Genomic DNA, 25246 nt, shown 5'->3' with positions numbered 1-25246 from the left:
GTTGAAAATGCCTTCGGAATGCTCATTTACCACTCGTAAACTCCGCTTCCTCAGGCCTTTTCGCCTTGCTTGTCGCTAGCTCGCGCGACTTTGAACAGGCGCTCAGCCGGCCGGGCAGACCGTATCGCCGTCGGCGACGAAGGCGCGTGCCACCGGCTCGATCCGCCTGGCCAGTTGCGCCAGCGCCTGGCGATGGGCGAGCACCACCTCGGTGTAGGAGGTCCCCGCCGGCTGCTGGATGCGACTGCCGCAGGTGAGCACCCGCTCGCCCGCGGGTTCGGCCAGGCGCAGCGTCCAGAGCGCGTCCTGCTGCACCCGCCGTCCCGGTATCGACTCGAAGCGCTGCACGTCCACCTTGATGCGCAGCACCGGGGCGCCCGCGCCGCGCGGGGCGTCGCCCAGGTCCAGGGTGCCCAGGTCCGCGGACAGATCGGTGGACAGGGCACTGCGGATCTCATCGGCCAGCGGCGCAATCCAGCGCTCGTTCTCCAGCAGGGCGATGCCATCGCCCTGGCGGATCACCAGTTGCGGCTGGTCGACCTGGGGCGGTACCGAGACGCCCTGCAGGGCGAAGCGGAAGGTCGCCGCGCGCCCACCCGATTCCGGTTCGGCCGCACTGGTCAGGGTGTGGTAGTTGAGCGGCGCCTTGGCGGCGCAGGCGGCCAACAACAGGGGCAGGGCCAGGCAGGTCAGGCGCTTCATGGCAGTTTTCCTTTGGCGGGATCGCGGGAGCCCGGCTCGAGCTTGGGCGGCGGATCGGTCACCAGGCCGCGGATCAGGGATTCGGGATGGCGGCCGAGGTAGTCGCCGAACACGCGCAGGGAGCGCGCCATGCGCTGCATCTCTTCCAGGGTCTGGGTCAGGTTCTGCTGTACCGGCGAATCGGCGCCCAGACTCTGGCTGGCGCTGCCGGTGAGCTGCTGCACACCCATCAGGGTGGTGGTCAGCTGCGGCAGGACGCCGGCGTTGAGCTGCTTGAGGGTACCGTTGAGCTGCGCCAGGCTGTTGTCGAGATTCTTGCCGATGGAGTCGAAGGGGATCTTGTCGATCTTGTTGACGATGCCCGCCATCTGCTCCTGCAGGCGGTCGAAGCTGCCGGTGACGGTGGGGATCACCAGCGGCTTGGCCTGGGGATCGAAGGCCACCTTGGGCGCGCTGGGCACGAAGTCGATGGAGATGTACAGCTGCCCGGTCAGCAGGTTGCCGGTCCGCGCCTGGGCGCGCAGGCCCCGGGCCACCCAGCCGGCGAACAGCTTGCCGTCGCGATCCTTGGCCTCGATGCGCTTGCCGACGTCACCCAGGCGCTGCGGATAGATGACCGCGCCGACGATCAGCGAGAAGCGGTCCTGGGCGTCTTCGTAGTCGGGGGTCAGGGAGACCACCCGGCCGACGTTCATGCCGAGGAACTCCACCGGCGCGCCGGTCGACAGCCCCCGCAACGACTGCTGGAATCTCATCCGCACATAGAAGGGCTCGCCATCCGGCGGCGCCAGGGCGCTGGTCTGGTCGTCGAACAGGGTGAAGCTCTGGTCTTCCTGGGCCTCCTGCGGATCCCTGGGCCATTCCGGCGTGACGAAGGCGATACCACCTGCCACTACGGTGGCCAGCGACTGGGTATTGAGCTTGAGGCCGGCGGCGCTGAGCGAGACATCCACTCCGCTGGCGTTCCAGAAGCGGGTGTTGACGGTCACGAAGCGGTCATAGGGCGAGTCGACGAAGATCTGCGCACTGACGCCCTTGCCATCCGGGTTGAGATGGAAGGACACCACCCGACCGACCTGGATACGGCGGTAATAGACCGGCGAGCCCACGTCCAGCGAGCCGATGTCGTCGGCCGTGACGATGAACCTCCGGCCGGAGGCGCCGTGGATCAGCGCGGGAGGCTGCTCCAAACCACGGAAGTCGCGGCGCGACTCGGTGGAATCGCCGATGTCGGCACCAATGAAAGCCCCTGACAGCAGGGTGTCGACACCCGAGACGCCACTCACGCCGAAGCGCGGGCGCACTACCCAGAAGCGGGCGTCCTGGGTCGCGAAGCCTTCGGCGGATTTTTCCAGCTCGATGGTGGTGATCACGCGATTGCGATCCGGCGCCAGCTTGATGTCGCTGACCGTTCCGATCACCACGTTCTTGTACTTGACCTGGGTCTTGCCGGCTTCCAGGCCTTCCGCGGTGAGGAAGGTCACGCTGATGGTCGGCCCGCGCGAGGCCCAGCTGTGCACCACCATGGACAGCCCGATCAGGGCGGCCACGATGGGCACCAACCAGATCAGCGAGACGCTCCAGCGACTGCGGCGTACCTCGGGGGTAGGCGCCAGGGCGTCGGGTTCATGCCTGTCCGTCATCGTTCACCTCTGCATCCCAGATCAAGCGGGGATCGAAACTCATCGCGGCGAGCATCGTCAGCACCACCACGAAACCAAAGAACACGATGCCCAGGCGCGGCGCGGCCGAGCTCAGGGCACCGAAATGCACCAGGGCCGACACCAGGGCGACCACGATGACGTCGAGCATCGACCAGTAGCCGATCAGCTCGACGAAGCGATAGAGCCGGGCACGCTGGGCCATCGCCCAGTCGCTGTGTCTCTGGCAGGTCACCAGCAGGGTGCCGAGCACCAGGAACTTGATGGATGGCACCGCCACGCTGGCGATGAAGATCACCAGGGCGACGCCCCAGGAGCCGTTCTGCCAGAATTCGATCACCCCTTCGAGGATGGTGCTTTCCGCACCGCGGCCCAGAGTACCGGTGTACATCACCGGCAGGGTATTGGCCGGGATATAGAGGATCAGCGCGGCGATGAGATAGGCCCAGGTCTTGGCGTAGACGTTCGGCTTGCGCCGGTGCAGGGCCGAGCCGCAGCGCGGGCAGCCGGCCTTGTGCCGGTGCGGCGCCGCGCAGACGTTGCCGCAGACGTGGCACAGGCAGAGGCCGAGTTCGTCCGCCCGCGGCGGCAGTTGGGGCGCCGTCACGCGCGGCGCTCCCCGACGGCGTCCCACAGTGGATGCAGGTCGCGCTTGGCAATGATCAGCAGGATCACCATCAGCCCCACCATGCCGAACAGGCCCATGCCCACCACCACGTGCAGCAGGCCGGCCAGCTTGATCACCGCCACCAGGGCGCCGAGCACGAAGACCTCGATCATGCTCCAGGGCCGCAGGTAATGCAGGGTGACCATGGCCGTGGTGAAGCCGGGCGCGCGGCGACCGGCCTGGGCGAAACCAAGCACCCAGAGCAGCAGACCGATCTGCAGCAGCGGCACCACGAACAAGGTCATGGCCACCACCAGGGCCATGGGCCCAGCGAAACCGCTGCTCATGGCGACGATGGATTCGAGCAGGGTCGCCTCGCTGTGCAGACCGCGAAAGCTCAGTTGCAGGATGGGTCCGACGTTGGCGACCACGAACAGCACCGCCGCCGCGACGGCCAGCGCCAGCAACCCCTGGATGTCGAGCCGGCTGGCGCGGTAGAGCAGCGCGCCGCAGCGCAGGCAATGCGCCCGCTCGCCCGCCGCGAGGGGTTCGAGGCGATGCACCGAGTCGCAGTGCTCGCAGATCACCAGGCGGATGCCGGGTGCGGGCGCGGAAGAGGACGCTGACTGGACGGACATGAGACGGCCTGGATGGCGCTCCCTGGACGAAATTTGCATCTTTGACGCGCTGGCGCTGCCGGAGTTACCGCACGGAAACGCTAGGCGCCAGCTGGATGGCGTTGGCATCTTACCTTCATCTTCGCAGGTATGTCCGCACCACCCTCGTCAGACAAGTATCAAAACTTTTTGATGCTTTTCTTGCGAGCGCCCGGACGGGTCTCTAGACTAGCGCCCCATGACGCAGCTACGTGTACCGGCGCTCGGCCGAGACCCAGGTGACACCCTCGCCGCCCTGTGCAAGGCCGGCGGCGATCCCCTGCGCCTCAATGTGCTGCGCGCCCTGCACAGCGCCTCGTTCGGCGTGCTGGAACTGGCGCAGATCTTCGCCACCGGCCAGTCCGGCATCAGCCACCACCTCAAGGTGCTGGCCCAGGCTAATCTGGTAGCCACCCGCCGCGAAGGCAACGCCATCTTCTATCGCCGCGCCCTGCCCCGCCCGGGCAGCGTAGGCGGCGCGCTGCACGCCGCTCTGCTCGACGAGGTGGACAGCCTGGAGCTGCCCGCCGCCGTCCAGGCGCGCATCGGTGAGGTGCATGCCCAGCGTGCCTCGGTGAGTCGCGATTTCTTCGCCCGGGTGGCGGAAAAATTCCAGGCCCAGCAGGACCTCATCGCCAGCCTGCCGCAATATCGCGACGGCCTGCTCAGCCTGCTGGACGCCCTGGCCCTGGACCCACGCGGTTGCGCCCTGGAAGTGGGGCCAGGCGATGGCGCCTTCCTGCCGGACCTGGCCCGTCGCTTCGCCCGGGTGGCGGCGGTGGACAACAGCCCGGCGATGCTCGAACTGGCCCGCCAGCGTTGCCAGCGCGACGGCCTCGGCAATGTCGAACTGCACCTGGCCGATGCCCTGGCCGAGCCGACGCCCCAGGCCGACTGCGTGGTCCTCAACATGGTCCTGCACCACCTAGCCGCCCCGGCAGCGGCCCTGCAATGCCTGGCAAGCCGCATCGTCCCCGGTGGCAGCCTGGTAATCACCGACCTCTGCCCCCACGACCAGGCCTGGGCGCGCGACGCCTGTGGCGATCTCTGGCTCGGCTTCGACCAGGACGAACTGGCGCGCTGGGCCCAGGCCGCCGGCCTGGTAGCCGGCGAAAGCCTCTACCTCGGCCTGCGCAACGGCTTTCAGATCCAGGTGCGGCAATTCGCGCGCCCGGATCAGGGAAACACCCCGTCATGAGGCCAACCGGCCAGTGGCGGGCGGACAGCGGCGCCCAAGGGCGTCATGTCCAGCAAGCAAACTGCTGTCTCGACCGGCCTTCGGGCCTCCACCCCTTGGTAATTTAGGAACCGTTCGATGAGCGAATATTCCCTGTTCACCTCCGAGTCCGTCTCCGAAGGCCATCCGGACAAGATCGCCGACCAGATCTCCGATGCCGTGCTCGACGCCATCATCACCCAGGACAAGCACGCCCGCGTGGCCTGCGAGACCCTGGTCAAGACCGGTGTGGCCATCGTCGCCGGTGAGGTGACCACCTCCGCCTGGGTCGACCTGGAGCAACTGGTGCGCGACGTCATCGTCGACATCGGCTACGACAGCTCGGACGTGGGCTTCGACGGCGCTACCTGCGGCATCGTCAACATCATCGGCAAGCAGTCGGTGGATATCGCCCAGGGCGTCGACCGCAGCAAGCCGGAAGACCAGGGTGCTGGCGACCAGGGCCTGATGTTCGGCTACGCCTGCAATGAGACCGACGTACTGATGCCCGCCCCCATCACCTTCTCCCACCGCCTAGTGGAGCGGCAGGCCGAGGCGCGCAAGTCGGGCCTGCTGCCCTGGTTGCGCCCGGATGCCAAGTCCCAGGTGACCTGCCGCTACGAAGGCGGCAAGGTGGTCGGCATCGACGCCATCGTGCTGTCCACCCAGCACAATCCCGAGGTCAAGTACGCCGACCTGCGCGAAGCCGTGATGGAGCTGGTCGTCAAGCACGTCATCCCCGCCGAACTGCTGCACAAGGACACCCAGTTCCACATCAACCCGACCGGCCAGTTCATCATCGGTGGCCCGGTGGGTGACTGCGGCCTGACCGGCCGCAAGATCATCGTCGACAGCTACGGCGGCATGGCCCGTCACGGCGGTGGCGCCTTCTCCGGCAAGGATCCGTCCAAGGTCGACCGCAGCGCCGCCTACGCCGGTCGCTACGTGGCCAAGAACATCGTCGCCGCCGGCCTGGCCGATCGCTGCGAGATCCAGGTGTCCTACGCCATCGGCGTGGCCCAGCCCACCTCCATCTCGATCAATACCTTCGGCACCGCCAAGGTCAGCGACGAGAAGATCGTGCAGCTGGTGCGCGAGCACTTCGACCTGCGTCCCTACGCCATCACCACCATGCTCGACCTGCTCCACCCGATGTACCGCGCCACCGCGGCCTACGGCCACTTCGGCCGGCATCCGCAGGAAGTCACGGTAGGTGACGACACCTTCACCACCTTCACCTGGGAACGTACCGACCGCGCCGCCGCCCTGCGCGCCGCCGCCGGCCTGTAATACGCCCCCTCGGCAAAAAGCCCCGGTCACCTTAGGTGCCGGGGCTTTTTGCTGGGACTGCGAAAGACGTCCCGCCGTTTTCTTGCGACAGTCCACAGCTCGGCACGCTGCATGCAACCTCTGGGTGTGCGGGGGTCAGAATGCCTCGTCTGCTTCAGGAGGCCGTTCATCTATGTGGCTGTTCATCACCAATTTCGGCGATTCCTCGGTGATGCTTCCCTGCGCCCTGCTCATCGCGCTCTGGCTGCTGGCCGGGCTCTCGGCGCGGGCGGCGCTGCTGTGGTTGCTCCTGTTCGGTGCCGCGAGTCTTAGCGTCGCCCTGTCCAAGATCGCCTTCTTCGGCTGGGGCCTGGGTATCCCGCACCTGGACTTCACCGGCTTCAGCGGCCACTCCATGCTGGTGGGCAGCATCCTGCCGATCCTCGGCTGGCTGCTGGCCAGCCGGGCAAGCCCGGCGCTGCGCCTGACTGCCGCCGCCCTGGGTGCCGTCTGCGCCCTGCTCATCGCCATCTCCCGGGTGGTACTGGGCTACCACTCGGTCTCCGAGGTGGTGACCGGCCTGCCCATCGGCTACGCCACGAGCGCCAGCCTGCTCTGGCTGCTGCGCGGCCAGGAGGTGGTCCTCAAGCCGCGCCAGGCGGCCTTGGGCGCCAGTCTGCTGCTCCTGCCGCTGTTGTTGCTGCACGGCACCAACGCTCCGACGCAACGGGTGCTGGAACGCCTGGCGGTGAAGTTCGCCGACGAGCAAAACCCCTGGACCCGCGCCCACCAGCGCGCCGGGGTGGCGCCGCTACAGAACTGAAACGGCCAGCCGCGGGCGAAACGCCGCCAGACGGTGGCCGCAGGGCCGGCACGAGCAGTACCATGGGCGCCTTCGTTTGCTCCGTAGTCCCCTGGTGCCGCCCCCGCGCCTGGGGTGAGAACCCTGCGCATGAGTCTCTGGCCCTTCATCACCAACTTCGGCGACGCCACCCTGATGCTACCTGGCGCCCTGGTCGTCGGCCTCCTGCTGGCCCTGGGCAGCGGCGTGCGTGGCATGCTGTTGTGGTTCAGCCTGTTCGCCGGTGCCTGTCTGCTCACCGCCGCTACCAAGATCGCCTTCTTCGGCTGGTGCATTGGCAGCCGCGAATTGGACTTCACCGGTATCAGCGGCCATTCCCTGCAGGCCGCCAGCATACTCCCGACACTGGCCTGGCTGGTGTTCGGCCAGCGTGGACAACGCGGGCTGACGTTCTGCCTCGGCGCAGTGCTAGCAGTGCTGGTGTCCTACTCGCGGGTTAGGCTGGGCTATCACTCACTCTCCGAGGCCATCTCCGGGACCGTGCTCGGCCTGGCCGTCGCTTCCCTCTGTCTGCGCCTATTACCAGAGCCGGCATACCTGTCACTCAAATGGAAGCTGCCCGTGGTCTTCAGCCTGTTGCTGCCCCTGCTCTTGGTCCAGCACGGCGAGCGCGCGCCAACCCATACCCTGATGCAAAAGCTGGGGACCCTGGCCGCCGGCAGAGAGCGTCCCTATAGCCGCGCCGATCTGCATACCCAAGTCTATTCTTCGATAAACTAAAAACTTTCTTCTAGGCTCCTAGTGTTATAGGAGGACGGTGCACGCCAGGCGCGGGGCCCGTCGCGACTGTCGCCCGCTATCGCCCGGAAGACCAAGATGCGCCCACGACGGATGCTGCTGTTGCTGCTCTGGCTGCCGCTCCAGCTGAATGCGGAACCCTTGCGGCTCTACACCTGGGAAGGCTATTTCAGCGATACCCTGCTGCAACGCTGGGCCAAGGCCAATCCGGCCGTGCAAGAGATCCATTTCGACAGCAGCGATGTGCGCGATGCCACCCTGGCGCGGGGTGATGCCGATCTCGACCTGGTGGTGATCAACGAGGTCAGCGCCACCCGCCTCGGCCAGGACGGCCTGCTGACTCGCCTCGACCCACGCCGCCTGCCGCACCTGGCCGAGCTCGATCCCCGCTGGCGCCACAGCTGCGGCGACTACGCCGTGCCCTATGTCTGGGGCACCCTGGGCCTGCTCTATCGCAGCGACCGCCTGGCCAAGGCACCCGATTCCTGGCAACCCCTGCTGCAGCCCGAGCCAGCCCTGCGGGGACGCATCGCCATGCTCGAAGACCACGACGACCTGCTGGTCGCCCCGCTGATCACCCTGGGCGGCGCCATCAACAGCGACGATCCTGAACTACTCAGGCGCAGTTTCGCCCTGCTCAAGGCCCAGGCATCGGCGGTACTCACCTATCAGTATGTCGTCAGCGCCCTACACAACCCGGCCTACAGCGATCGCATCGACCTGGCACTGGGCTACAGCGGCGACCAGCACCTGCTCAATGCGGCAACCCCGGGCCAGCCCTGGCGCTTCACCACGCCCCGCGAGGGCAGCCTGCTCTGGGTGGACTGCGTGGCGATACTCAGCAACTCCGCCCACCAGGCAGCCGCCGAGCGGTTCATCGACTTTCTCAACGAGCCGCGTAACGCCGTGCTGGCACCCATGGAGCTGCACCTGGCAACGCCCAATGCCGGCGCCATGCGCCTGCTGCCCGCGGAGCTGCGCCAGGATCCCAGCCTGTTCCCCCCCAGCGAGGTGCTCGCCCGCAGCCAGATATTCAGCGAAGGGCCTCCCGACACCTTTCAGACCCGGCAACGAATCGGCAGCGCCCTGGTAGGTCGGCATGAACCTGAATAGGCGCACCCTGCTGCTGATCCTGCCGGTCGTGCTGCTCTGCTGCCTGACGCTGGCCGGGCTGGGCTACACCGTACAGCGCGAAGCAGTGATCGGTCTCGAACGCTCCCGGCTCAACCACGATCTGGCAGCGCTGGAAACCACCTACCGCGAGTACGATCACTTCAGCCGCAACCTGCTCTATGCCCTGTCCAACAGCGCGGCGCTGGGCAACTTCCTGCGGCAACCGGACGTTCCCTATCGCAACGAAGCCCTGGGGACGCAGCTGCAACTGGCCGTCCAGCAACTGGCCGGCACCGATACGCCCACCCGGATTTCCCTGGCGATCGTCCGCCCGGACCTGAGCCTGGTCTACTACTACGAACGCAGCGACGACCCCTTCGCGCAGCTGGGCAAGGCCCAGCGGCAACTGCTCGAGCGCCTGGCCCGTCAGCCGAATGGCGCCTTGGAGCGGCGTGACTACCTCATCGATGAGCAGGGGCAGTCGCTGCTCGTGGCGACCACCTCGCTGCTACCCAGCACCAGCGGTCCGCCACTGCTCGGCCAGCGCGATCTGGCGATGACGCTGCAACTGGCGGTCAGCCCTGACCGGGTGGAAGCGCTGCGCCGGACCCTCGAGCAAACCTACGGTGCGCCCCTGGAGTTCAGCCGTATGCCGCCCGCCCCGGCCACCGGGTCCACCGCCGTCCAGCGCCTGGCCCCAGACGTCTATGTACGCCTGACTCCGGACCCACGACGGTTGAACGACCAGCTGGGGCGCCTGGCAATCGTCTATTTCGGCGGCAGCCTGCTGGTGACCCTCGCCTGCATCCTGATCCTGGTGGTGCTGATTCGGCGGCATATCACCCGACCCATCGCCCGGCTGGACAGTCAGCTCACCGAGGTCCTGGAGGGCCAGCGCCAAGCGCTCGAAGACAGCCGTGAGCCCGGCGAGATCGGCCACCTGGGCGCCAACATGAAGCGCCTGCACGACAGCAACCTGGGCATCCTGGCGCAGTTGCGCACGGCCCTGCGTACCGATGTCCTCACCCAGATCGGCAACCGCCGCTACTTCCAGCTGATGGGCGAGTCCTGGCTGGGGGAAAAGCCGGATGGCCGTACCATCGCGCTACTGTACTTCGGCCTGGATCATTTCAAGTTGGTGAACGACAGATTCGGCCACGAGGTGGGCGATGAATTGCTGCAGGCCGTGGCCGAGCAGACGCAACTGGTGGTCACCCCCTATCGGGAAGACAACGAGGTGGTCTTCACCCGCCTGGCGGGTGACGAATTCGCCATCCTGCTGCGCGGCCGGAAGGCAGCCGACGATGCCCTGGCCCTGGGCGAGCAGCTACAACGGCACTACGACAGCGGCACCCTGGTCGGCGAACGACGCTATGCCGTGACCCTGAGCATCGGCCTGGCGGCCCCCGAGGCCCCGCTGGATCTGGCCGACCTGCTCGCCCAGGCCGACCTGGCCCTGTACCGGGCCAAGAGCGAAGGTGGCAATCGCCTGGTGCATTTCACCGCGGAGCTGGCGGCGCGCCAACGCCGTCAGGACCTGCTGGACGAGCATCTGCGCCAGATGAATCCGGGCGAGGAATTTCACCTCGTCTACATGCCGGCCGTCGACAGCGCCGGCCAGGTGCGATCCGCCGAAACCCTGTTGCGCTGGAATTCGCCCCGCCTGGGCGCCGTGTCCCCGGCAGAGTTCATTCCCATCGCCGAGCGCCACGGGCATTTTCGCTGGATCGACCGCTGGGTGGTGGACCAGGCCTGCCGTGAGTATCCGGCGCTACAGGAGGCCCTGGGCGACGACCTGGTGCTGTCCATCAACCTGTCGTCCGCGCAACTGGAGCAGGCCGATATCGTGCCCTACCTCTGCGAACGGGTACGTCACCACCGAGTGGACCCAGGGCGTCTGGAACTGGAGTTCACCGAGACCTTCGCCGCCGAACTGAACGAGCGAACCCTGGCGCTGCTGCATGAATTGCGGGCCGAGGGCTTTCGCGTGGCCATCGACGATTTCGGTGTGGGCTACACCTCCATCCAGCAGGTCACCGACTATCCCGCCGACACCATCAAGTTCGACCGCCTCATCGTCGAGCGCCTCAGCCAACCTGGCAATCAGGCCAGCCTGGACGCCCTCGTCGCCTTCTGCCATGCCCGCGACGCCCAGGTCATCGCCGAAGGGGTGGATACCGAACTCAAGCAACTCTGCCTGCAACAGGCCGGCTGCGACCTCCTGCAAGGCTTCCTGGTCTGCCCGCCGCGGCGCCTGGACGAGTTGCGCGACTGGCAGCGCCAGCGCCTGGGCGACCCTAGCCGGGTCTAGCCGTCGCGAGGGGCCAATCCGGCTGGCGCAACGCCAGGCGGTCGCTCGACCGAACGGGCGTCAGAAGTCCAGCGACAGGCCCAGTCCTACCCCCTGCTGACGCACATCGCCGGCGCCGGCATAGGTATAGCCGCCACGCAGGGTCAGCTCCGGCGTCAGCTGTTGCACCACGCCCAGACTCAGCCGGGTGCGGTCGCGATCCGGCTGGTAGCCGTCAAGGGTGTAGTCCAGCCCGGGGACGCTGTTCAGGCGCATGGTCACGTCGCGGGTGCGGTCGGCGAACTCCCGCTCGCGGCCCACGTCGGCGAACAGCGCCGTGGCCGGGGCAAGTTGCCAGCGGCCTTGCAAGCCGACGCCCAGGCGTCGCGAGGTACTCGACTGGTCGTCGAATGCCAGCGCCGTGGCATCGTTGCCACGTTCACGGTAGCCGTCCACCTGAACCCGGGCATAGTCGGCGCTCAGGTAGGGGCTCAGGTGCCAGGGACTGCCGCTCGCCGCCAGGTCGTAGCCCAGCCGCGCCGAGAGGGCGCGCAGATCGCCGTCGGTATCGCCCTGCTCGCTACGCACGGTCGGACCAAGGGCGAAGCGGCGGCTCAGGTCATCGTAGTCCAGTCGGCCACCGGTGGCGGTGAGATCGCCCCAGAGCCGCTCGCCCTGGTACTGGGCAAAGGCACTGAGCAGGTAGCTGTTGAGGCGATAGTCGGAATCGGCCGCACCTGTCTCCAGGTGCTGGCGTGCGACTCCGGCCGCTATCCCGATCCGCCACTCGTCACTGAGCCGATAGCTGCCGCCCAGGTCCAGGCTGTAGCCGTTGCCATCGCCGCCCGCGGTGCTGCGCTGGTCGTCGACATCGAGCCGCCGGCCACTGGTATCCACGTAACCCTGCCAGCGCCCCACCGGCTGCCAGGCGTGCCAGTCGCCCAGCCAGCGCTGGTGCAGGCCGTCCTGATGGGCTTTCAGGGTGGACTGGGCCATCTCCGGCAGCAGGCTGACCTCCCAGGGCGCGGCCAGCAGCGAATAGGCGTAGTCGGCGATCAATCTTTGACCGGTGATCGTGGGGTGGACGCGATCGTTGAACAGCAATTGGCTCGGGTCCGCCGCTGCCGCACCCAGCCCATAGGTGGTATTACGCGGGCAGTTGTCTCCGCTGAAGCAGGTGCCGGTAAGATTCTGCCCGGTCGCCAGGCCATAACGCGCCGGGTCGGCCACCACTTCGGCGAGTAATAGCGGCACGTTCAGGCCGATGATCTCGGCGTCGATCCCGGCCAGCCGGGCGACTAGTGCCTGGTTGTAGACCCGACTCAAGGCCGAGCTGGCCGCCTGCTGCGGCGAGCCGGCCAGCGCCGGGGTCTGGCCAATGTCGGGCAGCAGCCAGACCACCAGATAGCGCGCCCCGGCCTGCTGCAGGGCGGCGACGCCATCGGCCAGGCGATTGGCTGCCGCCGCCGCGGTGGCCGGCGAGGTGATCAGCCCCTGGAGGAAGTCGTTACCACCGCCGCTGATATAGAACAGGGTGTTGGGATCCAGGCTCAGGCCCTGGCTGGCCAGGCCCGGCAGATAGCCGTCGCGCGTGCGCAGGGTCAGGCCGTTGGCCGCCACCACCGAGCCGTTGGCGGCGGTGATGGAGTCGCGGATCTGCGCCGTGGTGTAGCCGCCGGTGGCCCAGTTGTCGCCGTCGCTGAGGCCCAGCAGGCGATTGATCAGCGAAGTCGAGGCATCCAGGGTGCGGGCATCGAAGCCCAGCTGCTGGCCGAGCAGGATCGACGACACCGGCCCGGTCACCGCGCCGCTTCCAGGGCTGTAGCTGGGCCCGACGCGATTGGTGAACCTGAGACTGGCACCAGTCACTGCCGTATCGGGAAATTGTCCGGCATCCAGCAGGCTGTCGCCGAACACGGTGAAGCCGCTGTAGGGATTGGGAGCCGCCTGTACGGTCGCCGCCAGGACCGTCGCCAGGGCGATGGCCAGCGGCAGGCGTTGCTTGGGAGAAAGCGTCATGCCTGCACCTTGATTGTTGTTATTGGGGCACGCGTCAGAGCGCGTAGCCTCACGCTAGACGGTTTTTATGACGCTGTATCTCGTCGCGCGCAAAAAGAGCGTGACGCTCATGGCAGTGCAGCAAGGCCAACCCCAGAGCGGCTATCGCGGCAACAGGGCCGCTTTGCCCCCTCTCCCCCTGGGAGAGGGCTGGGGTGAGGGAACGCCCGCTAAACACAGCTGCTACCGAACACCGTCTTTCATCGCGGCCATGCCGGTGCGCCGTAGCGACCGCTCCTACAGCTACATCGAACCTATAGGAGCGGCCCATGGCCGCGATAGAGGCGGTCGCTCCTGCAGGTATAGCGTGCATCCGTGGGATACGACCGCATCGGCAGACCACCAGGGCCGCGATAAAGAGGCTGTCGACTCCGGCACGCAGGCAACAAAAAAGCGCCCGAAGGCGCTTTCCTGCACTACTGGAAGGCGATCAGACCTTGGAGCGCTCGAAGCGCTTGCGGTCGTTCTCGTTCAGGTACTTCTTGCGCAGACGGATGGACTTGGGCGTCACTTCCACCAGCTCGTCGTCGGCGATGAATTCCAGCGCCTGCTCGAGGGTGAACTTGATCGGCGGCACCAGGGCGATGACTTCGTCCTTGCCCGAGGCGCGCATGTTGTCCAGCTTCTTGCCCTTGGTGGGGTTGAGCACCAGGTCGTTGTCACGGCTGTTGATGCCGCACAGCTGGCCTTCGTAGATCTCGTCGCCCGGCGCCAGGAACAGCTTGCCGCGGCTCTGCAGGGTTTCCAGCGAGTAGGTCAGCGCGGTACCGGTGGCCATGGAGACCAGCACGCCATTCTGGCGGTTGCTGACTTCACCGGCCTTGATCGGGCCGTAGTGGCTGAAGGTCGAGGTCAGGATGCCGCTGCCCGAGGTCAGGGTCAGGAAGTTGTTCCGGAAGCCGATCAGGCCACGCGCCGGGATGGTGTATTCCAGACGGATACGGCCCTTGCCGTCGGGGATCATGTTGGTCAGATCGCCCTTGCGCAGCCCCATCTGCTCCATCACCGAGCCCTGGTGCTGCTCTTCGATGTCGATGGTGACGTTCTCGTAGGGCTCCTGCTTCTCGCCGTCCTTCTCGATGATCACCACTTCCGGACGACCCACGGCCATCTCGAAGCCTTCGCGGCGCATGTTCTCGATCAGCACCGACAGGTGCAGCTCGCCACGACCGGAGACCTTGAACTTCTCGGCCGACTCGCCCGGCTCAACGCGCAGGGCCACGTTGTGCAGCAGCTCTTTCTCCAGACGGTCCTTGATGTTGCGGCTGGTGACGAACTTGCCTTCACGACCGGCGAACGGCGAGTCGTTGACCTGGAAGGTCATGCTCACGGTGGGCTGGTCGACGGTCAGCGGCGGACGGGCTTCGACGTTCTGCGGATCGCACAGGGTGTCGGAGATGAACAGCTCGTCCATGCCCGAGACGCAGACGATGTCGCCGGCTTCGGCTTCGGCCACTTCTACGCGCTGCAGGCCGGAGTGGCCCATGATCTTGAGGATACGACCATTGCGCTTGCTGCCGTCGTCGCTGATGGCCACTACCGGGGTGTTGGCCTTGATGCGGCCACGGGCGATACGGCCGATGCCGATCACGCCCAGGAAGCTGTTGTAGTCCAGCTGGGAGATCTGCATCTGGAAGGGACCGTTCACATCGACCTGGGGCGCCGGGACGTGGTCGACGATGGCCTGGAACAGGGCATCCATGTTGTCGTCCATCTTCTCGTGGTCCATGCCGGCGATGCCGTTCAGGGCGCTGGCGTAGACGATCGGGAAGTCCAGCTGCTCATCGGTGGCGCCGAGGTTGTCGAACAGGTCGAAGATCTGGTCGATGACCCAGTCCGGACGCGCGCCGGGACGGTCGATCTTGTTCACCACCACGATCGGACGCAGGCCGGCCTTGAAGGCCTTCTGGGTCACGAAGCGGGTCTGCGGCATGGGGCCGTCCTGGGCATCGACCACCAGCAGCACGGAGTCGACCATGGACATCACGCGCTCCACCTCGCCACCGAAGTCGGCGTGGCCGGGGGTGTCGACGATGTTGATGTTGTAGTCGCCCCACTTCAGCGCGGTGTTCTTGGCCAGGATGGTGATGCCACGTTCCTTTTCCTGGTCGTTGCTGTCCATCACCCGCTCGTTTTCCGCTTCTTTGCGGTCCAGGGTACCGGACAGGCGTAGCAGCTTGTCGACGAGGGTGGTCTTGCCATGGTCGACGTGCGCGATGATGGCGATGTTGCGTAGATTCTCGATCACAGTGGTGTTCTCGGTATAGAAATGAAGGAGCTTCAGCCACGAGGCTGACAGCCGGAGATTGCAAAGGCGCGAACGCGGCGCCCGGCGTGGAGCCGGGAGCTAGAAGGAGTCGGGAGGGCGGTGGCGGATACTGCCACCCAGCAGGCCCGGCTGCTTAGGCCGGACGATAAACGCGCACATTGGCGTGCCCTTCGGTGAGCAGGTGATGGGCGTGCAGCCGGCTCATCACACCGCGGTCGCAATAGAGAAGGTACTGGCGGCTCTCGTCCAGTTCCTTGAAACGGCTGTTCAGGGCGAAGAACGGCACGGCCTGCACCTCGATGCCGGGCAGCTCCAGCGGCGCCTCTTCCTGGGCATCGGGATGACGGATGTCCACCACGATCTGTCCTGGCAAGGGCTGTGCCAGCTCTTCCACCTGCACGTCCTTGCCCAGCTCCTCGATCACCTTGTCGACGGTGATGAAGCGAGCGCGCGCCAGGGCGGCGTCGAGCACCGCCAGGTCGAACTTGCCTTCCTCGTGCTCCACCCGCAAGGCCTTGGCCTTGGTGGTGGGATTCACCGAGATGATGCCGCAGTACTCGGGCATGTGCTTGGCGAAGTCGGCGGTGCCGATGCGCTGGGCGGTGTCGATGATGTCCTGCTTGTGGCTAGCCAGCAGCGGGCGCAGCACCAGGGTGTCGGTGGCCTTGTCGATCACCGCCAGGTTGGTCAGCGTCTGGCTGGAGACCTGGGAGACGGCCTCGCCGGTCACCAGCGCCTCGATCTGCAACTGCTCGGCGATGCGACTGGCAGCGCGCAGCATCATGCGCTTGAGGATCACGCCCATGTGGCTGTCGTCGCACTGGGTGAGGATCTGCCCCACCACTTCCTCGAAGGGCACGCTGATGAACAGCACGCGCTGGGAGCGACCGAATTTCTCCCACAGATAGTGCGCCACTTCCATCACGCCCAATTCGTGGGCACGACCGCCGAGATTGAAGAAGCAGAAATGGCTGACCATGCCGCGTCTCATCATCTGGTAGGCGGCCACGGTGGAGTCGAAGCCACCGGACATCAGCACCAGTACCTGCTCCAGGGCGCCCAGCGGATAGCCGCCCAGGCCTTCATGGTGCTCGTCGATGATGAACAACCGCTGGTCGCGGATCTCCAGGCGGACACTCACCTCGGGATTCTTCAGCGCGATGCCGGCGCCGCCACAGCGCTCGCGCAGACCACCGCCGACGTAGCGCTCCACGTCCATGGAGGAGAAGTCGTGCCGGCCGGCGCGCTTGCAGCGTACCGAGAACACCTTGCCGCGCACCCGCTCGCCGAAATGGCGCTCGCACAGCTCGAGGATGGTCTCGAAGTCGCCCAGCGGATACTCGTGCACCTCGAGGAACTGGCCGATGCCGGGGGTGCAGGCCAGGCGCTGCTTCATCTCCGCCAGCGCACGCGACTCGCTGACCGCGGTTTCCAGGGTGACGTTGTCCCAGATGCCATCGACCAGGACGTCCGGATCCAGATCACGCAGCACGACACGAATGTTCTTCACCAGCTGGCGAATGAAATTCTTGCGCACCGGGCGACTCTTGATGGTGATTTCCGGAAAGACCTTGATGATGAGCTTCATGAGCGGAGACGGCAGGCGGGTAACGCGAAAGAAAAGGGCCAAGATCATACCTGAAAATGGACCCACACTCGAATCCAGCCGACAAAATCCATCTCAGCTCTATTTAGGTGCGATGTGACAATTTTTAGCACCAAAAAAGTGCACACATCCGACATCGACTGGCCTGAAAGCGGCGTCAGAGACACCAGAAGCGCACTCCAGCCCATTTAGGGGCACTGGCATACTACTTGCTCTCTTGTGAGGCAGCCGCCCCTGAGCCAGCATAGGGCGCTTTTCGTCGCCTACCGGTCGTCGACCGGACAGTACGGAAGCGCCCCTCAAGGGCACAGCTGATACCGGGAGTACTGCCAACCGCTCCCGGCCGAAATTCCTCTGGAGGAAACCATGTCGAAGGCTGTTCAACTGATCAAAGAAAACGACGTGAAGTGGGTAGACCTGCGCTTCACCGATACCAAAGGCAAGCAGCAACACGTCACCATGCCGGCGCGTGACGCGCTGGACGAAGACTTCTTCGCCCACGGCAAGATGTTCGACGGCTCCTCCATCGCCGGCTGGAAAGGCATCGAAGCCTCCGACATGATCCTGCTGCCCGACGACAGCACCGCCGTCCTGGACCCCTTCACCGAAGAGCCGACCCTGATCCTGGTCTGCGACATCATCGAACCCTCCACCATGCAGCCCTATGAGCGCGACCCCCGTGGTATCGCCAAGGCCGCCGAGGAGTACCTGAAGTCCACCGGCATCGGCGACACCGTGTTCGTCGGCCCGGAGCCCGAGTTCTTCATCTTCGACGAAGTGAAGTTCAAGTCGGACATCTCCGGCTCCATGTTCAAGATCTTCTCCGAGCAGGCTTCCTGGAACACCGACGCCGACTTCGAAAGCGGCAACAAGGGCCACCGTCCGGGCGTCAAGGGCGGCTACTTCCCGGTCCCGCCGGTCGATCACGACCACGAAATCCGTACCGCCATGTGCAACGCCCTGGAAGAAATGGGCCTGGTCGTGGAAGTCCACCACCACGAAGTGGCGACCGCTGGCCAGAACGAGATCGGTGTGCAGTTCAACACCTTGGTCAAGAAGGCCGACGAGACCCAGACCCTGAAGTACGTCGTGCACAACGTGGCCGATGCCTACGGCAAGACCGCCACCTTCATGCCCAAGCCCCTGTACGGCGACAACGGCTCCGGCATGCACGTGCACATGTCCATCTCCAAGGATGGCAAGAACACCTTCGCCGGCGAAGGCTATGCTGGCCTGTCCGATACCGCCCTGTACTTCATCGGCGGCATCATCAAGCACGGTAAGGCGCTGAACGGCTTCACCAACCCGTCCACCAACAGCTACAAGCGTCTGGTGCCCGGCTTCGAAGCCCCGGTCATGCTGGCCTACTCGGCCCGTAACCGTTCCGCTTCCATCCGTATCCCCTATGTGTCGAGCCCGAAGGCACGCCGCATCGAAGCCCGCTTCCCGGATCCGGCTGCCAACCCCTACCTGTGCTTCGCCGCCCTGCTGATGGCCGGCCTGGACGGCATCCAGAACAAGATTCACCCCGGCGATGCCGCTGACAAGAACCTGTACGATCTGCCGCCGGAAGAAGGCAAGAAGATCCCGCAGGTCTGCGGCAGCCTGAAGGAAGCCCTGGAAGCCCTGGACGCCGGTCGCGCGTTCCTGACCAAGGGCGGCGTCTTCACCGACGAGTTCATCGATGCCTACATCGAGCTGAAGTCCGAGGAAGAGATCAAGGTGCGTACCTTCGTGCACCCGCTGGAATACGACCTGTACTACAGCGTCTGATCCCGCTGCGGTAACGCCAAGAGGCCTCCTTCGGGAGGCCTTTTTCATTACGCACCGAAAAGTGGCAGCGTGATCGGCGGGCCATCGCCGCCTACCGGAGCCGGCCACGCGCCTGCTACCCTTGCCTATCATCGCCCGGCCGAGATTCCGCCATGCCTCGCCTGCTCGCCTGCTGTCTGCTCTGCCTCGCCTGCTCTGCCCAGGCGGCGATCTACAAGTCGGTCGATGCCGAAGGCAACACGGTGTTCAGCGACCAGCCCTCGGCCAATGCTCAACCGGTGCAGGTGGCGCCCACCAACACCGTCGGCAACCCCCGCCCTGCCCCCAGCGTGCCGACTGCACCTGCGGCTCCGACACCTGCCGGCCCGGCCTTCAACCGGCTGGAGGTCAATGTGCCCGACGACGAGGCCATCCGCGCCAACAACGGCACCTTCTCGGTAGGGATATCCGTGGAGCCGGCCCTGGGCCCGGGCCAGAGCCTGCAGTTGCTGGTGGATGGCGCGCCCTATGGCAGCCCTGGCCAGAGCACGAGGTTCGGCGTGACCAACCTGGAGCGCGGCGAGCATCGCTTCGCGGCCCAGGTGCTCTCTAGCACGGGCGAGGTGATCCAGACCAGCGCCGAGAAGACCGTCACCGTGCAGCGCATCAGCGTCAACAGTCCTGCCCGCTGATGCGCCTGCTCCTGGCCCTGCTGCTCTGCGTCCTGCTGCCAGCCCAGGCGGCGGTCTACAGCTACGTCGACAAGGACGGCAATCGCGTCTATACCGATCAGCCACCCAAAGGTGTGAAGGCCACCAAGGTGCCGGTGACGACCACCAACAATCTCAATCAGCAGGGCCAACCGACCCGCAAACTGAGCCCGACGCCGAGCACAGCGGCGGTGCCGCCTCCCAAGGCAGCGCCCTTCCGCTACCAGATGCTACGCATCCTGGTGCCCGAGCCCGATGCCACCGTGATCGACCAGGAGGGCCAGCTCATCGTCAGCTTGGTCAGCGAGCCGGAGCTGCAGGCGGGCCACAGCTATCGCCTGCTGCTGGACGACAAGGAAGCCGGGGCTGGCCGCAGTCCGGTATTCCCACTGGGCGGCCTGGATCGCGGCACCCACCAGCTGGTGGCAGAGATCCTCGCGGCCGACGGTACCGTGCTGGAGCGTACGCCGGCCCAGCCCTTCCATCTGCGCCGCCCCTCCCTTGAGCAGAAGCGCCGCGCGCACCCCTGTACCGAGGGAGATTGGGGCAAGCGTCCGGAGTGTCCGCTGGACATGAAACCGCCCGAAGCCAAGAAATCCTGGCTACCCTTCCTGTAGCGCATATTTTTGGTGCGTTTTTTTGCGCCGCACCATCTTGATACAAATCATGACCAAGCCGCCGAGCCTGACGGCGGCTGTTAGTGCACGTTACAGCTATCTGCCCTAACTCGGGGCGTCTTGGTTTGCTTCTTGCATTTTCCTATCGTCCCTATAGCGCTGTGGCCTCTCATGCCTACCGACGTCATTCACCGGCTCTTGCTCGACAACCTCACGACCGCGGTCATCCTGCTGGATGCGGAGTTGCGGCTGGAGTACATGAACCCGGCCGCGGAGATGCTGCTGGCCATCAGCGGTCAGCGCAGCCATGGCCAGTTCATCAGCGAACTCTTCACCGAATCGCCCGAGGCCCTGCAGGCGCTGCGCCAGGCCGTGGACCACGCCCATCCCTTCACCAAGCGCGAGGCGCTGCTGGTCTCCACCTCGGGCAACAGCCTCACGGTGGACTATGCGGTGACCCCCATCCTGGACCGCCACAACACCCTGCTACTGCTGGAAGTCCATCCGCGCGACCGACTGCTGCGCATCACCAAGGAAGAGGCACAACTCTCCAAGCAGGAGACCACCAAGTTGCTGGTGCGCGGCCTGGCCCACGAGATCAAGAATCCCCTCGGCGGTATCCGCGGTGCGGCCCAGTTGCTGGCCCGCGAGCTGCCCGAGGAGGCGCTCAAGGACTATACCAACGTCATCATCGAGGAAGCCGACCGGCTGCGAAATCTGGTCGACCGCATGCTCGGCTCCAACAAGCTGCCGAAGCTGGCCATCACCAACGTGCACGAGGTGCTCGAGCGGGTCTGCAGCCTGGTGGAAGCGGAGAGCCAGGGGCTGATCAATCTGGTGCGCGACTACGATCCGAGCATCCCCGACCTGATGATCGATCGCGAGCAGATGATCCAGGCGGTGCTCAACATCGTGCGCAACGCCATGCAAGCCATCTCCCAGCAGAACGAATTGCGCCTGGGCCGGGTCACCCTGAGAACCCGCACCCTGCGCCAATTCACCATCGGCCACCACCGCCATCGCCTGGTGTGCAAGGTGGAGATCACCGACAACGGCCCGGGCATCCCCCAGGACCTACAGGAAACCATCTTCTATCCCATGGTCAGCGGCCGTCCTGACGGCACCGGCCTGGGACTCGCCATTACCCAGAACATCATCACCCAGCACCAGGGTCTGATCGAGTGTGAAAGCCATCCGGGCCACACCGCCTTCAGCATCTTCCTGCCGCTGGAATAACGAGGAGCACGCATGAGCCGTTCGGAGACCGTCTGGATCGTCGACGACGACCGTTCCATCCGCTGGGTCCTGGAAAAAGCCCTGCAACAAGAAGGCATGACCACCGTCGCCTTCGACAGCGCCGACAGCGTCATGACCCGCCTCGGGCGCCAGCAGCCGGACGTGGTGATCTCGGACATCCGCATGCCGGGTACCAGCGGCCTGGACCTGCTGTCGCGTATCCGCGAGATGCATCCGCGGCTGCCGGTGATCATCATGACCGCCCATTCCGACCTGGACAGCGCCGTGGCCTCCTACCAGGGCGGCGCCTTCGAGTACCTGCCGAAGCCCTTCGATGTCGACGAAGCCGTGGCCCTGGTCAAGCGCGCCGGGCAGCACGCCCAGGAGCAACAGGGCTTCGCCGAGCCGGCGCACCTGACCCGCACCCCCGAGATCATCGGCGAGGCGCCGGCGATGCAGGAGGTGTTCCGCGCCATCGGCCGCCTTTCACACTCCAACATCACGGTGCTGATCAACGGTGAATCCGGCACCGGCAAGGAACTGGTCGCCCACGCCCTGCACCGCCACAGCCCGCGCGCGGCGGCGCCCTTCATCGCCCTGAACATGGCCGCCATTCCCAAGGACCTGATGGAATCCGAGCTGTTCGGCCACGAGAAAGGCGCCTTCACCGGTGCCGCGGCCCAGCGCCGCGGTCGCTTCGAGCAGGCCGATGGCGGCACCCTGTTTCTCGACGAGATCGGCGACATGCCGGCCGACACCCAGACCCGCCTGCTGCGGGTGCTGGCCGATGGCGAGTTCTATCGCGTCGGTGGCCACACCCCGGTCAAGGTCGACGTGCGCATCATCGCCGCCACCCACCAGAACCTGGAAGGCCTGGTGCGCGAGGGCAAGTTCCGTGAGGACCTGTTCCATCGTCTCAATGTCATCCGCATCCATATCCCGCGCCTGGCCGACCGCCGCGAGGACATCCCCGCCCTCGCCCGCCACTTCCTGGCGCGCGCGGCCCAGGAACTGGCCGTGGAGCCCAAGACCCTGCGTGGCGAGACCGAGGAATACATGAAGGGCCTGCCCTGGCAGGGCAACGTGCGCCAGTTGGAAAACACCTGCCGCTGGATCACGGTGATGGCCTCCAGCCGCGAGGTGCTGATCGACGACCTGCCGCCGGAGCTGCTCAACCAGCCCCAGGACGCCGCCCCCGCCGCCAACTGGGAACAGGCCCTGCGCCAGTGGGCCGACCAGGCCCTTACCCGTGGCCAGTCCAGCCTGCTGGACAATGCCGTGCCGGCCTTCGAACGCATCATGATCGAGACCGCCCTCAAGCACACCGCTGGCCGCCGCCGCGATGCCGCCGTCCTGCTGGGTTGGGGACGCAACACCCTGACCCGCAAGATCAAGGAGTTGGGCATGAAGGTGGATGGTCCGGATGAGGAGGGGGAGGACTGAGGGTTCTCTACCGTGCCGTAGGTTGGGCTGAGCGATGGCGAAGCCCAAGGCTTGTGCTATTGGGTGCCAGGGCTGGTTATCGAGCGCTTTGAAGGTTTTTGTTTCGCCCACCCGGGCGACTCACTTTTTTCAGTCGCGAAAAAAGTAAGCAAAAACGCTTGCCCCGACCATCCGGCCCTACGCTTCGCTCCGGGTGACTCGCATTGCTCGCCCTTCGGGCCAGCCTGCGGCTGTTACTTCGCTACGCTACGTTTCGCTCACACCAGCGTCGTTCCGGGGTCGGTCCAGATGGGCCGTCCATGGCCCATCTGGACCTCTCGCCGCATCCATGCGGCTCGACCCACTCCACGACACTGGCGTTCGCCCTCCTGAACGGGGCGATTTCGCCAGCCTGAAAGTTTTGGTTGAAGAGACGTGGACAACCTGTAGCGTGGACAACGGCGCAGCCTTGTCCCCTGTTCCCGATCAAGCTCACCCGTAGAAAACGCCACTACGAACCTTACGCCTTTGGAATCGCGGCCATGGGCCGCTCCTACAAGGTGTGATGCTTTTGTAGGAGCGGCCCATGGCCGCGATAAAGTTCGATAAAGACAGTTGCAACTATGGGCGCTGGGCTTCGCAGTTGAGGGTCTGCCAATGGAAAACGCCGCGCAGTTTTCCACGCTACAAATCGCCCTGGCTTTGCCTGTAAACACCGCGGCCTCAGGCTGGCGCCCCGTCCCCGTCAGTGAGGCCGAGTGCAGGCGTCGCGGAAGGGGATGCGAGGCAGGACGCCGAGCAAGGCGCGAGGGGCAGGAGGCCCCTTCGTGCCGTACCCCTGGAGCGGCGCCGGAGCGAGGGGACCCGGAGCGCAGCGGAGGGCCGAAGCGTGGGGACAGCGTTTTTGGTTACTTTTGCCGCGATTGGCAAAAGTGACTCGCCCGGGCGGGGCGAAATAAAACCATCAGCAAACCGCGATGATCAGCTTAGGCAGTGATAAGCCCAACCCCGAACGTTGGGCTTCGCCAGCGCTCAACCGAACCTACAAAATCCCCCCAAAACCACCCAACCCAAAACTTGGCACACCTCCTGCAATATCCTAGATAACTACCCTTTTGGGGACCTCGGTACAGGCAGGCTGGGGAATCCCCTCTTTTCTTCTTGAGGCCATCACTGAACGTGATGGCCTCTTTTTTGCCCGCGAAAAGCCGGAAACCCAGCGCTAGAGCTCTTTTGGCGAGTTTCAGAGACAACCGAGGCCGATCAAGGAAGGTTCGCCGCCCATCGCACCCAGTACCACAGCGCGTTCAGCTCTGGTGCAGCCTCGCCGGCTTTTGCCTGATAACGGGGCATTTCAGGGCGTCAGCGGGACCTCAATGTGCAGTACCCAATCCTCGCCCTCTTCCACCAGACGATCACTGGCCTGCAGTCCGCCACCGACCCCCACCAGCAGCACCTTCAGGTCCTGGCCGTCTTGACGCACCGTCCAGGAAAAGCTGCCACCCGGTCGCCCCACCCGGCCCTGGCGGTCGCCACCGTCCCAGCGCGCCCGGGGCAGGCGCAGGCTGAGGGCACCGTCGGGGCGATAGCGTTCGTAGAACAGCGAGCGGTCGGCGGTAATCAGCAACTCGAAGCGCGCCGCGTCTTGGCGGGAGTCCACGCCCAGGATGACCGGACGGCGCGCCTCGGCCGACCAGGGATCGGGATGGGTGCGCTGGTACACCAACTGGCCGATGATCATGCCGAACAGGCCGGCGCCCAGCGCCGCCGAGGCCAGCCAGAGGGTCAGCCGCTGGCGCTGTGCGCGCCATTCGGCCTTGAGCAGGTCGGGATCTTCCACCCGCGCGAGTTCTTCCTGACGGGCGCGCCGCTCGCGCAACAGCCCATCGACCAGCCGGCGCCAGAGACTCACCGTCCCGCCCCGCTCGCGACGGCACGCCCACGGCGCAGTACCATAGGCGCTTTGCCAGGCGCCCAGCCCTTCATGTTCGACATCATCCTCTACCAACCGGAAATTCCACCCAACACCGGCAACGTCATTCGCCTGTGCGCCATCACCGGCTGCCGCCTGCACCTGATCGAGCCGCTGGGCTTCGCGCTGGACGACAAGAAATTGCGTCGCGCGGGCTTGGACTACCACGAGTGGTCCAGCGTGCGGACCCATGCCAGCCTTGCGGCCTGTATAGCAGATTTGCAGCCGCCCCGACTGCTGGCCTTCACCACCAAGGCCAGCCACCCGTTCACCGAGATCGCCTATGCGCCGGGCGACGCCCTGCTGTTCGGTCCGGAAAGTCGCGGGCTGCCGGCCGAGGTGCTGGAGTCGCTGCCATCCGAACAGTGGCTGCGCCTGCCGATGCTGCCCAATCGCCGCAGCCTCAATCTGTCCAACACCGTGGCGGTGGCGGTCTACGAAGGCTGGCGCCAGCTGGGCTTCGCCGCACCGCCGGGCTGACGGCCAGAAC

Annotated in this window: 20 protein-coding genes; 12 read left to right on the top strand and 8 right to left on the bottom strand. The window is 65.7% G+C overall.

Translation table 11 applies throughout. The features are described 5' to 3' along the window. Nucleotides 1-102: 102 nt before the first annotated feature. The 4 genes from RND78_RS16840 to RND78_RS16825 are packed head-to-tail and all read right to left on the bottom strand — an operon-like array spanning nucleotide 103 to nucleotide 3608. Nucleotides 103-702 (bottom strand): PqiC family protein, encoded by a 600-nt coding sequence (locus RND78_RS16840; RefSeq protein WP_312730432.1) that lies wholly within the window; start codon nucleotides 700-702, stop codon nucleotides 103-105. Beyond that, nucleotides 699-2345 carry an MlaD family protein gene (locus RND78_RS16835; RefSeq protein ID WP_312730430.1) on the bottom strand — a complete coding sequence of 549 codons (1647 nt, stop codon included), beginning with the start codon at nucleotides 2343-2345 and terminating at the stop codon, nucleotides 699-701. The genes RND78_RS16840 and RND78_RS16835 overlap by 4 nt, the downstream gene beginning before the upstream one ends. After that, nucleotides 2329-2970: a paraquat-inducible protein A gene (locus RND78_RS16830; RefSeq protein ID WP_409457066.1), complete on the bottom strand. Its 642-nt coding sequence runs from the start codon at nucleotides 2968-2970 to the stop codon at nucleotides 2329-2331. The genes RND78_RS16835 and RND78_RS16830 overlap by 17 nt, the downstream gene beginning before the upstream one ends. Further along, nucleotides 2967-3608 (bottom strand): paraquat-inducible protein A, encoded by a 642-nt coding sequence (locus RND78_RS16825; protein WP_312730428.1) that lies wholly within the window; start codon nucleotides 3606-3608, stop codon nucleotides 2967-2969. Before RND78_RS16825 ends, RND78_RS16830 begins: the two co-directional genes overlap by 4 nt. Before the next feature lie 217 nt (nucleotides 3609-3825). Here RND78_RS16825 and RND78_RS16820 point away from each other — a divergent pair, with 217 nt between their 5' ends. The 6 genes from RND78_RS16820 (at nucleotide 3826) to RND78_RS16795 (ending at nucleotide 11135) form a co-directional block, all read left to right on the top strand. Continuing rightward, nucleotides 3826-4824 (top strand): metalloregulator ArsR/SmtB family transcription factor, encoded by a 999-nt coding sequence (locus RND78_RS16820; protein ID WP_312730427.1) that lies wholly within the window; start codon nucleotides 3826-3828, stop codon nucleotides 4822-4824. Nucleotides 4825-4941: 117 nt separating this feature from the next. After that, on the top strand, nucleotides 4942-6132 hold the full coding sequence (gene metK / locus RND78_RS16815; protein ID WP_312730425.1) for a methionine adenosyltransferase: 1191 nt from the start codon (nucleotides 4942-4944) through the stop codon (nucleotides 6130-6132). Nucleotides 6133-6304: 172 nt separating this feature from the next. Then, nucleotides 6305-6934 (top strand): phosphatase PAP2 family protein, encoded by a 630-nt coding sequence (locus RND78_RS16810; protein WP_312730424.1) that lies wholly within the window; start codon nucleotides 6305-6307, stop codon nucleotides 6932-6934. A 129-nt stretch (nucleotides 6935-7063) separates the two neighbouring features. Next, a complete protein-coding gene (locus RND78_RS16805) occupies nucleotides 7064-7693 on the top strand; it encodes a phosphatase PAP2 family protein (protein WP_312730421.1) in 630 nt (209 codons plus the stop codon). 96 nt (nucleotides 7694-7789) lie between these two features. After that, the gene (locus tag RND78_RS16800; protein WP_312730419.1) at nucleotides 7790-8824 is read left to right on the top strand and encodes a spermidine/putrescine ABC transporter substrate-binding protein; all 1035 of its coding nucleotides are present in this window, start codon (nucleotides 7790-7792) and stop codon (nucleotides 8822-8824) included. Next, nucleotides 8811-11135, top strand: a complete 2325-nt coding sequence (locus RND78_RS16795) for an EAL domain-containing protein (protein ID WP_312730416.1) — start codon at nucleotides 8811-8813, stop codon at nucleotides 11133-11135. Before RND78_RS16800 ends, RND78_RS16795 begins: the two co-directional genes overlap by 14 nt. A 60-nt stretch (nucleotides 11136-11195) precedes the next feature. Here RND78_RS16795 and RND78_RS16790 read toward each other — a convergent pair whose 3' ends face one another. From RND78_RS16790 to thiI, 3 genes are all read right to left on the bottom strand, one after another. Next, nucleotides 11196-13133 (bottom strand): autotransporter domain-containing protein, encoded by a 1938-nt coding sequence (locus RND78_RS16790; RefSeq protein ID WP_312730415.1) that lies wholly within the window; start codon nucleotides 13131-13133, stop codon nucleotides 11196-11198. 469 nt (nucleotides 13134-13602) lie between these two features. Next, nucleotides 13603-15420: a translational GTPase TypA gene (typA, locus tag RND78_RS16785; protein ID WP_312730414.1), complete on the bottom strand. Its 1818-nt coding sequence runs from the start codon at nucleotides 15418-15420 to the stop codon at nucleotides 13603-13605. Between the two features lie 154 nt (nucleotides 15421-15574). Further along, nucleotides 15575-17029 carry a tRNA uracil 4-sulfurtransferase ThiI gene (gene thiI, locus RND78_RS16780; RefSeq protein ID WP_312730411.1) on the bottom strand — a complete coding sequence of 485 codons (1455 nt, stop codon included), beginning with the start codon at nucleotides 17027-17029 and terminating at the stop codon, nucleotides 15575-15577. A gap of 384 nt (nucleotides 17030-17413) precedes the next feature. Between thiI and glnA the strand changes: the two genes are divergently transcribed. The 5 genes from glnA to ntrC all read left to right on the top strand — a co-directional run bounded on the left by glnA (nucleotide 17414) and on the right by ntrC (nucleotide 22805). Continuing rightward, nucleotides 17414-18820, top strand: a complete 1407-nt coding sequence (gene glnA, locus RND78_RS16775) for a glutamate--ammonia ligase (protein WP_007161312.1) — start codon at nucleotides 17414-17416, stop codon at nucleotides 18818-18820. A 152-nt stretch (nucleotides 18821-18972) separates the two neighbouring features. After that, nucleotides 18973-19491 (top strand): DUF4124 domain-containing protein, encoded by a 519-nt coding sequence (locus tag RND78_RS16770; RefSeq protein WP_312730409.1) that lies wholly within the window; start codon nucleotides 18973-18975, stop codon nucleotides 19489-19491. Then, nucleotides 19491-20126, top strand: a complete 636-nt coding sequence (locus RND78_RS16765) for a DUF4124 domain-containing protein (RefSeq protein WP_312730408.1) — start codon at nucleotides 19491-19493, stop codon at nucleotides 20124-20126. Before RND78_RS16770 ends, RND78_RS16765 begins: the two co-directional genes overlap by 1 nt. A gap of 171 nt (nucleotides 20127-20297) precedes the next feature. After that, complete coding sequence (gene glnL / locus RND78_RS16760; protein ID WP_145011572.1) at nucleotides 20298-21362, top strand: nitrogen regulation protein NR(II); 1065 nt, start codon at nucleotides 20298-20300, stop codon at nucleotides 21360-21362. A gap of 12 nt (nucleotides 21363-21374) precedes the next feature. Next, entirely contained in the window at nucleotides 21375-22805 is a 1431-nt protein-coding gene (ntrC, locus tag RND78_RS16755) for a nitrogen regulation protein NR(I) (protein WP_059230568.1), read from the top strand. 1333 nt (nucleotides 22806-24138) lie between these two features. Here ntrC and RND78_RS16750 read toward each other — a convergent pair. Further along, entirely contained in the window at nucleotides 24139-24696 is a 558-nt protein-coding gene (locus RND78_RS16750; RefSeq protein ID WP_312730404.1) for a hypothetical protein, read from the bottom strand. A 72-nt stretch (nucleotides 24697-24768) separates the two neighbouring features. On the opposite strand from RND78_RS16750, the gene RND78_RS16745 reads away from it, so the two are divergent. Further along, nucleotides 24769-25236, top strand: coding sequence for a tRNA (cytidine(34)-2'-O)-methyltransferase (locus RND78_RS16745; protein ID WP_312730402.1), 468 nt, complete (start codon nucleotides 24769-24771; stop codon nucleotides 25234-25236). Nucleotides 25237-25246 lie beyond the last annotated feature (10 nt).

Origin of the sequence: Pseudomonas oryzihabitans, from assembly GCF_032027545.1 — a bacterium.
GTDB classification, from domain to species: Bacteria; Pseudomonadota; Gammaproteobacteria; order Pseudomonadales; family Pseudomonadaceae; genus Chryseomonas; species Chryseomonas oryzihabitans_F.
The sequence above is the reverse complement of the archived record's forward strand: the minus strand, read 5'-3'. Positions and strand labels throughout refer to the sequence as shown.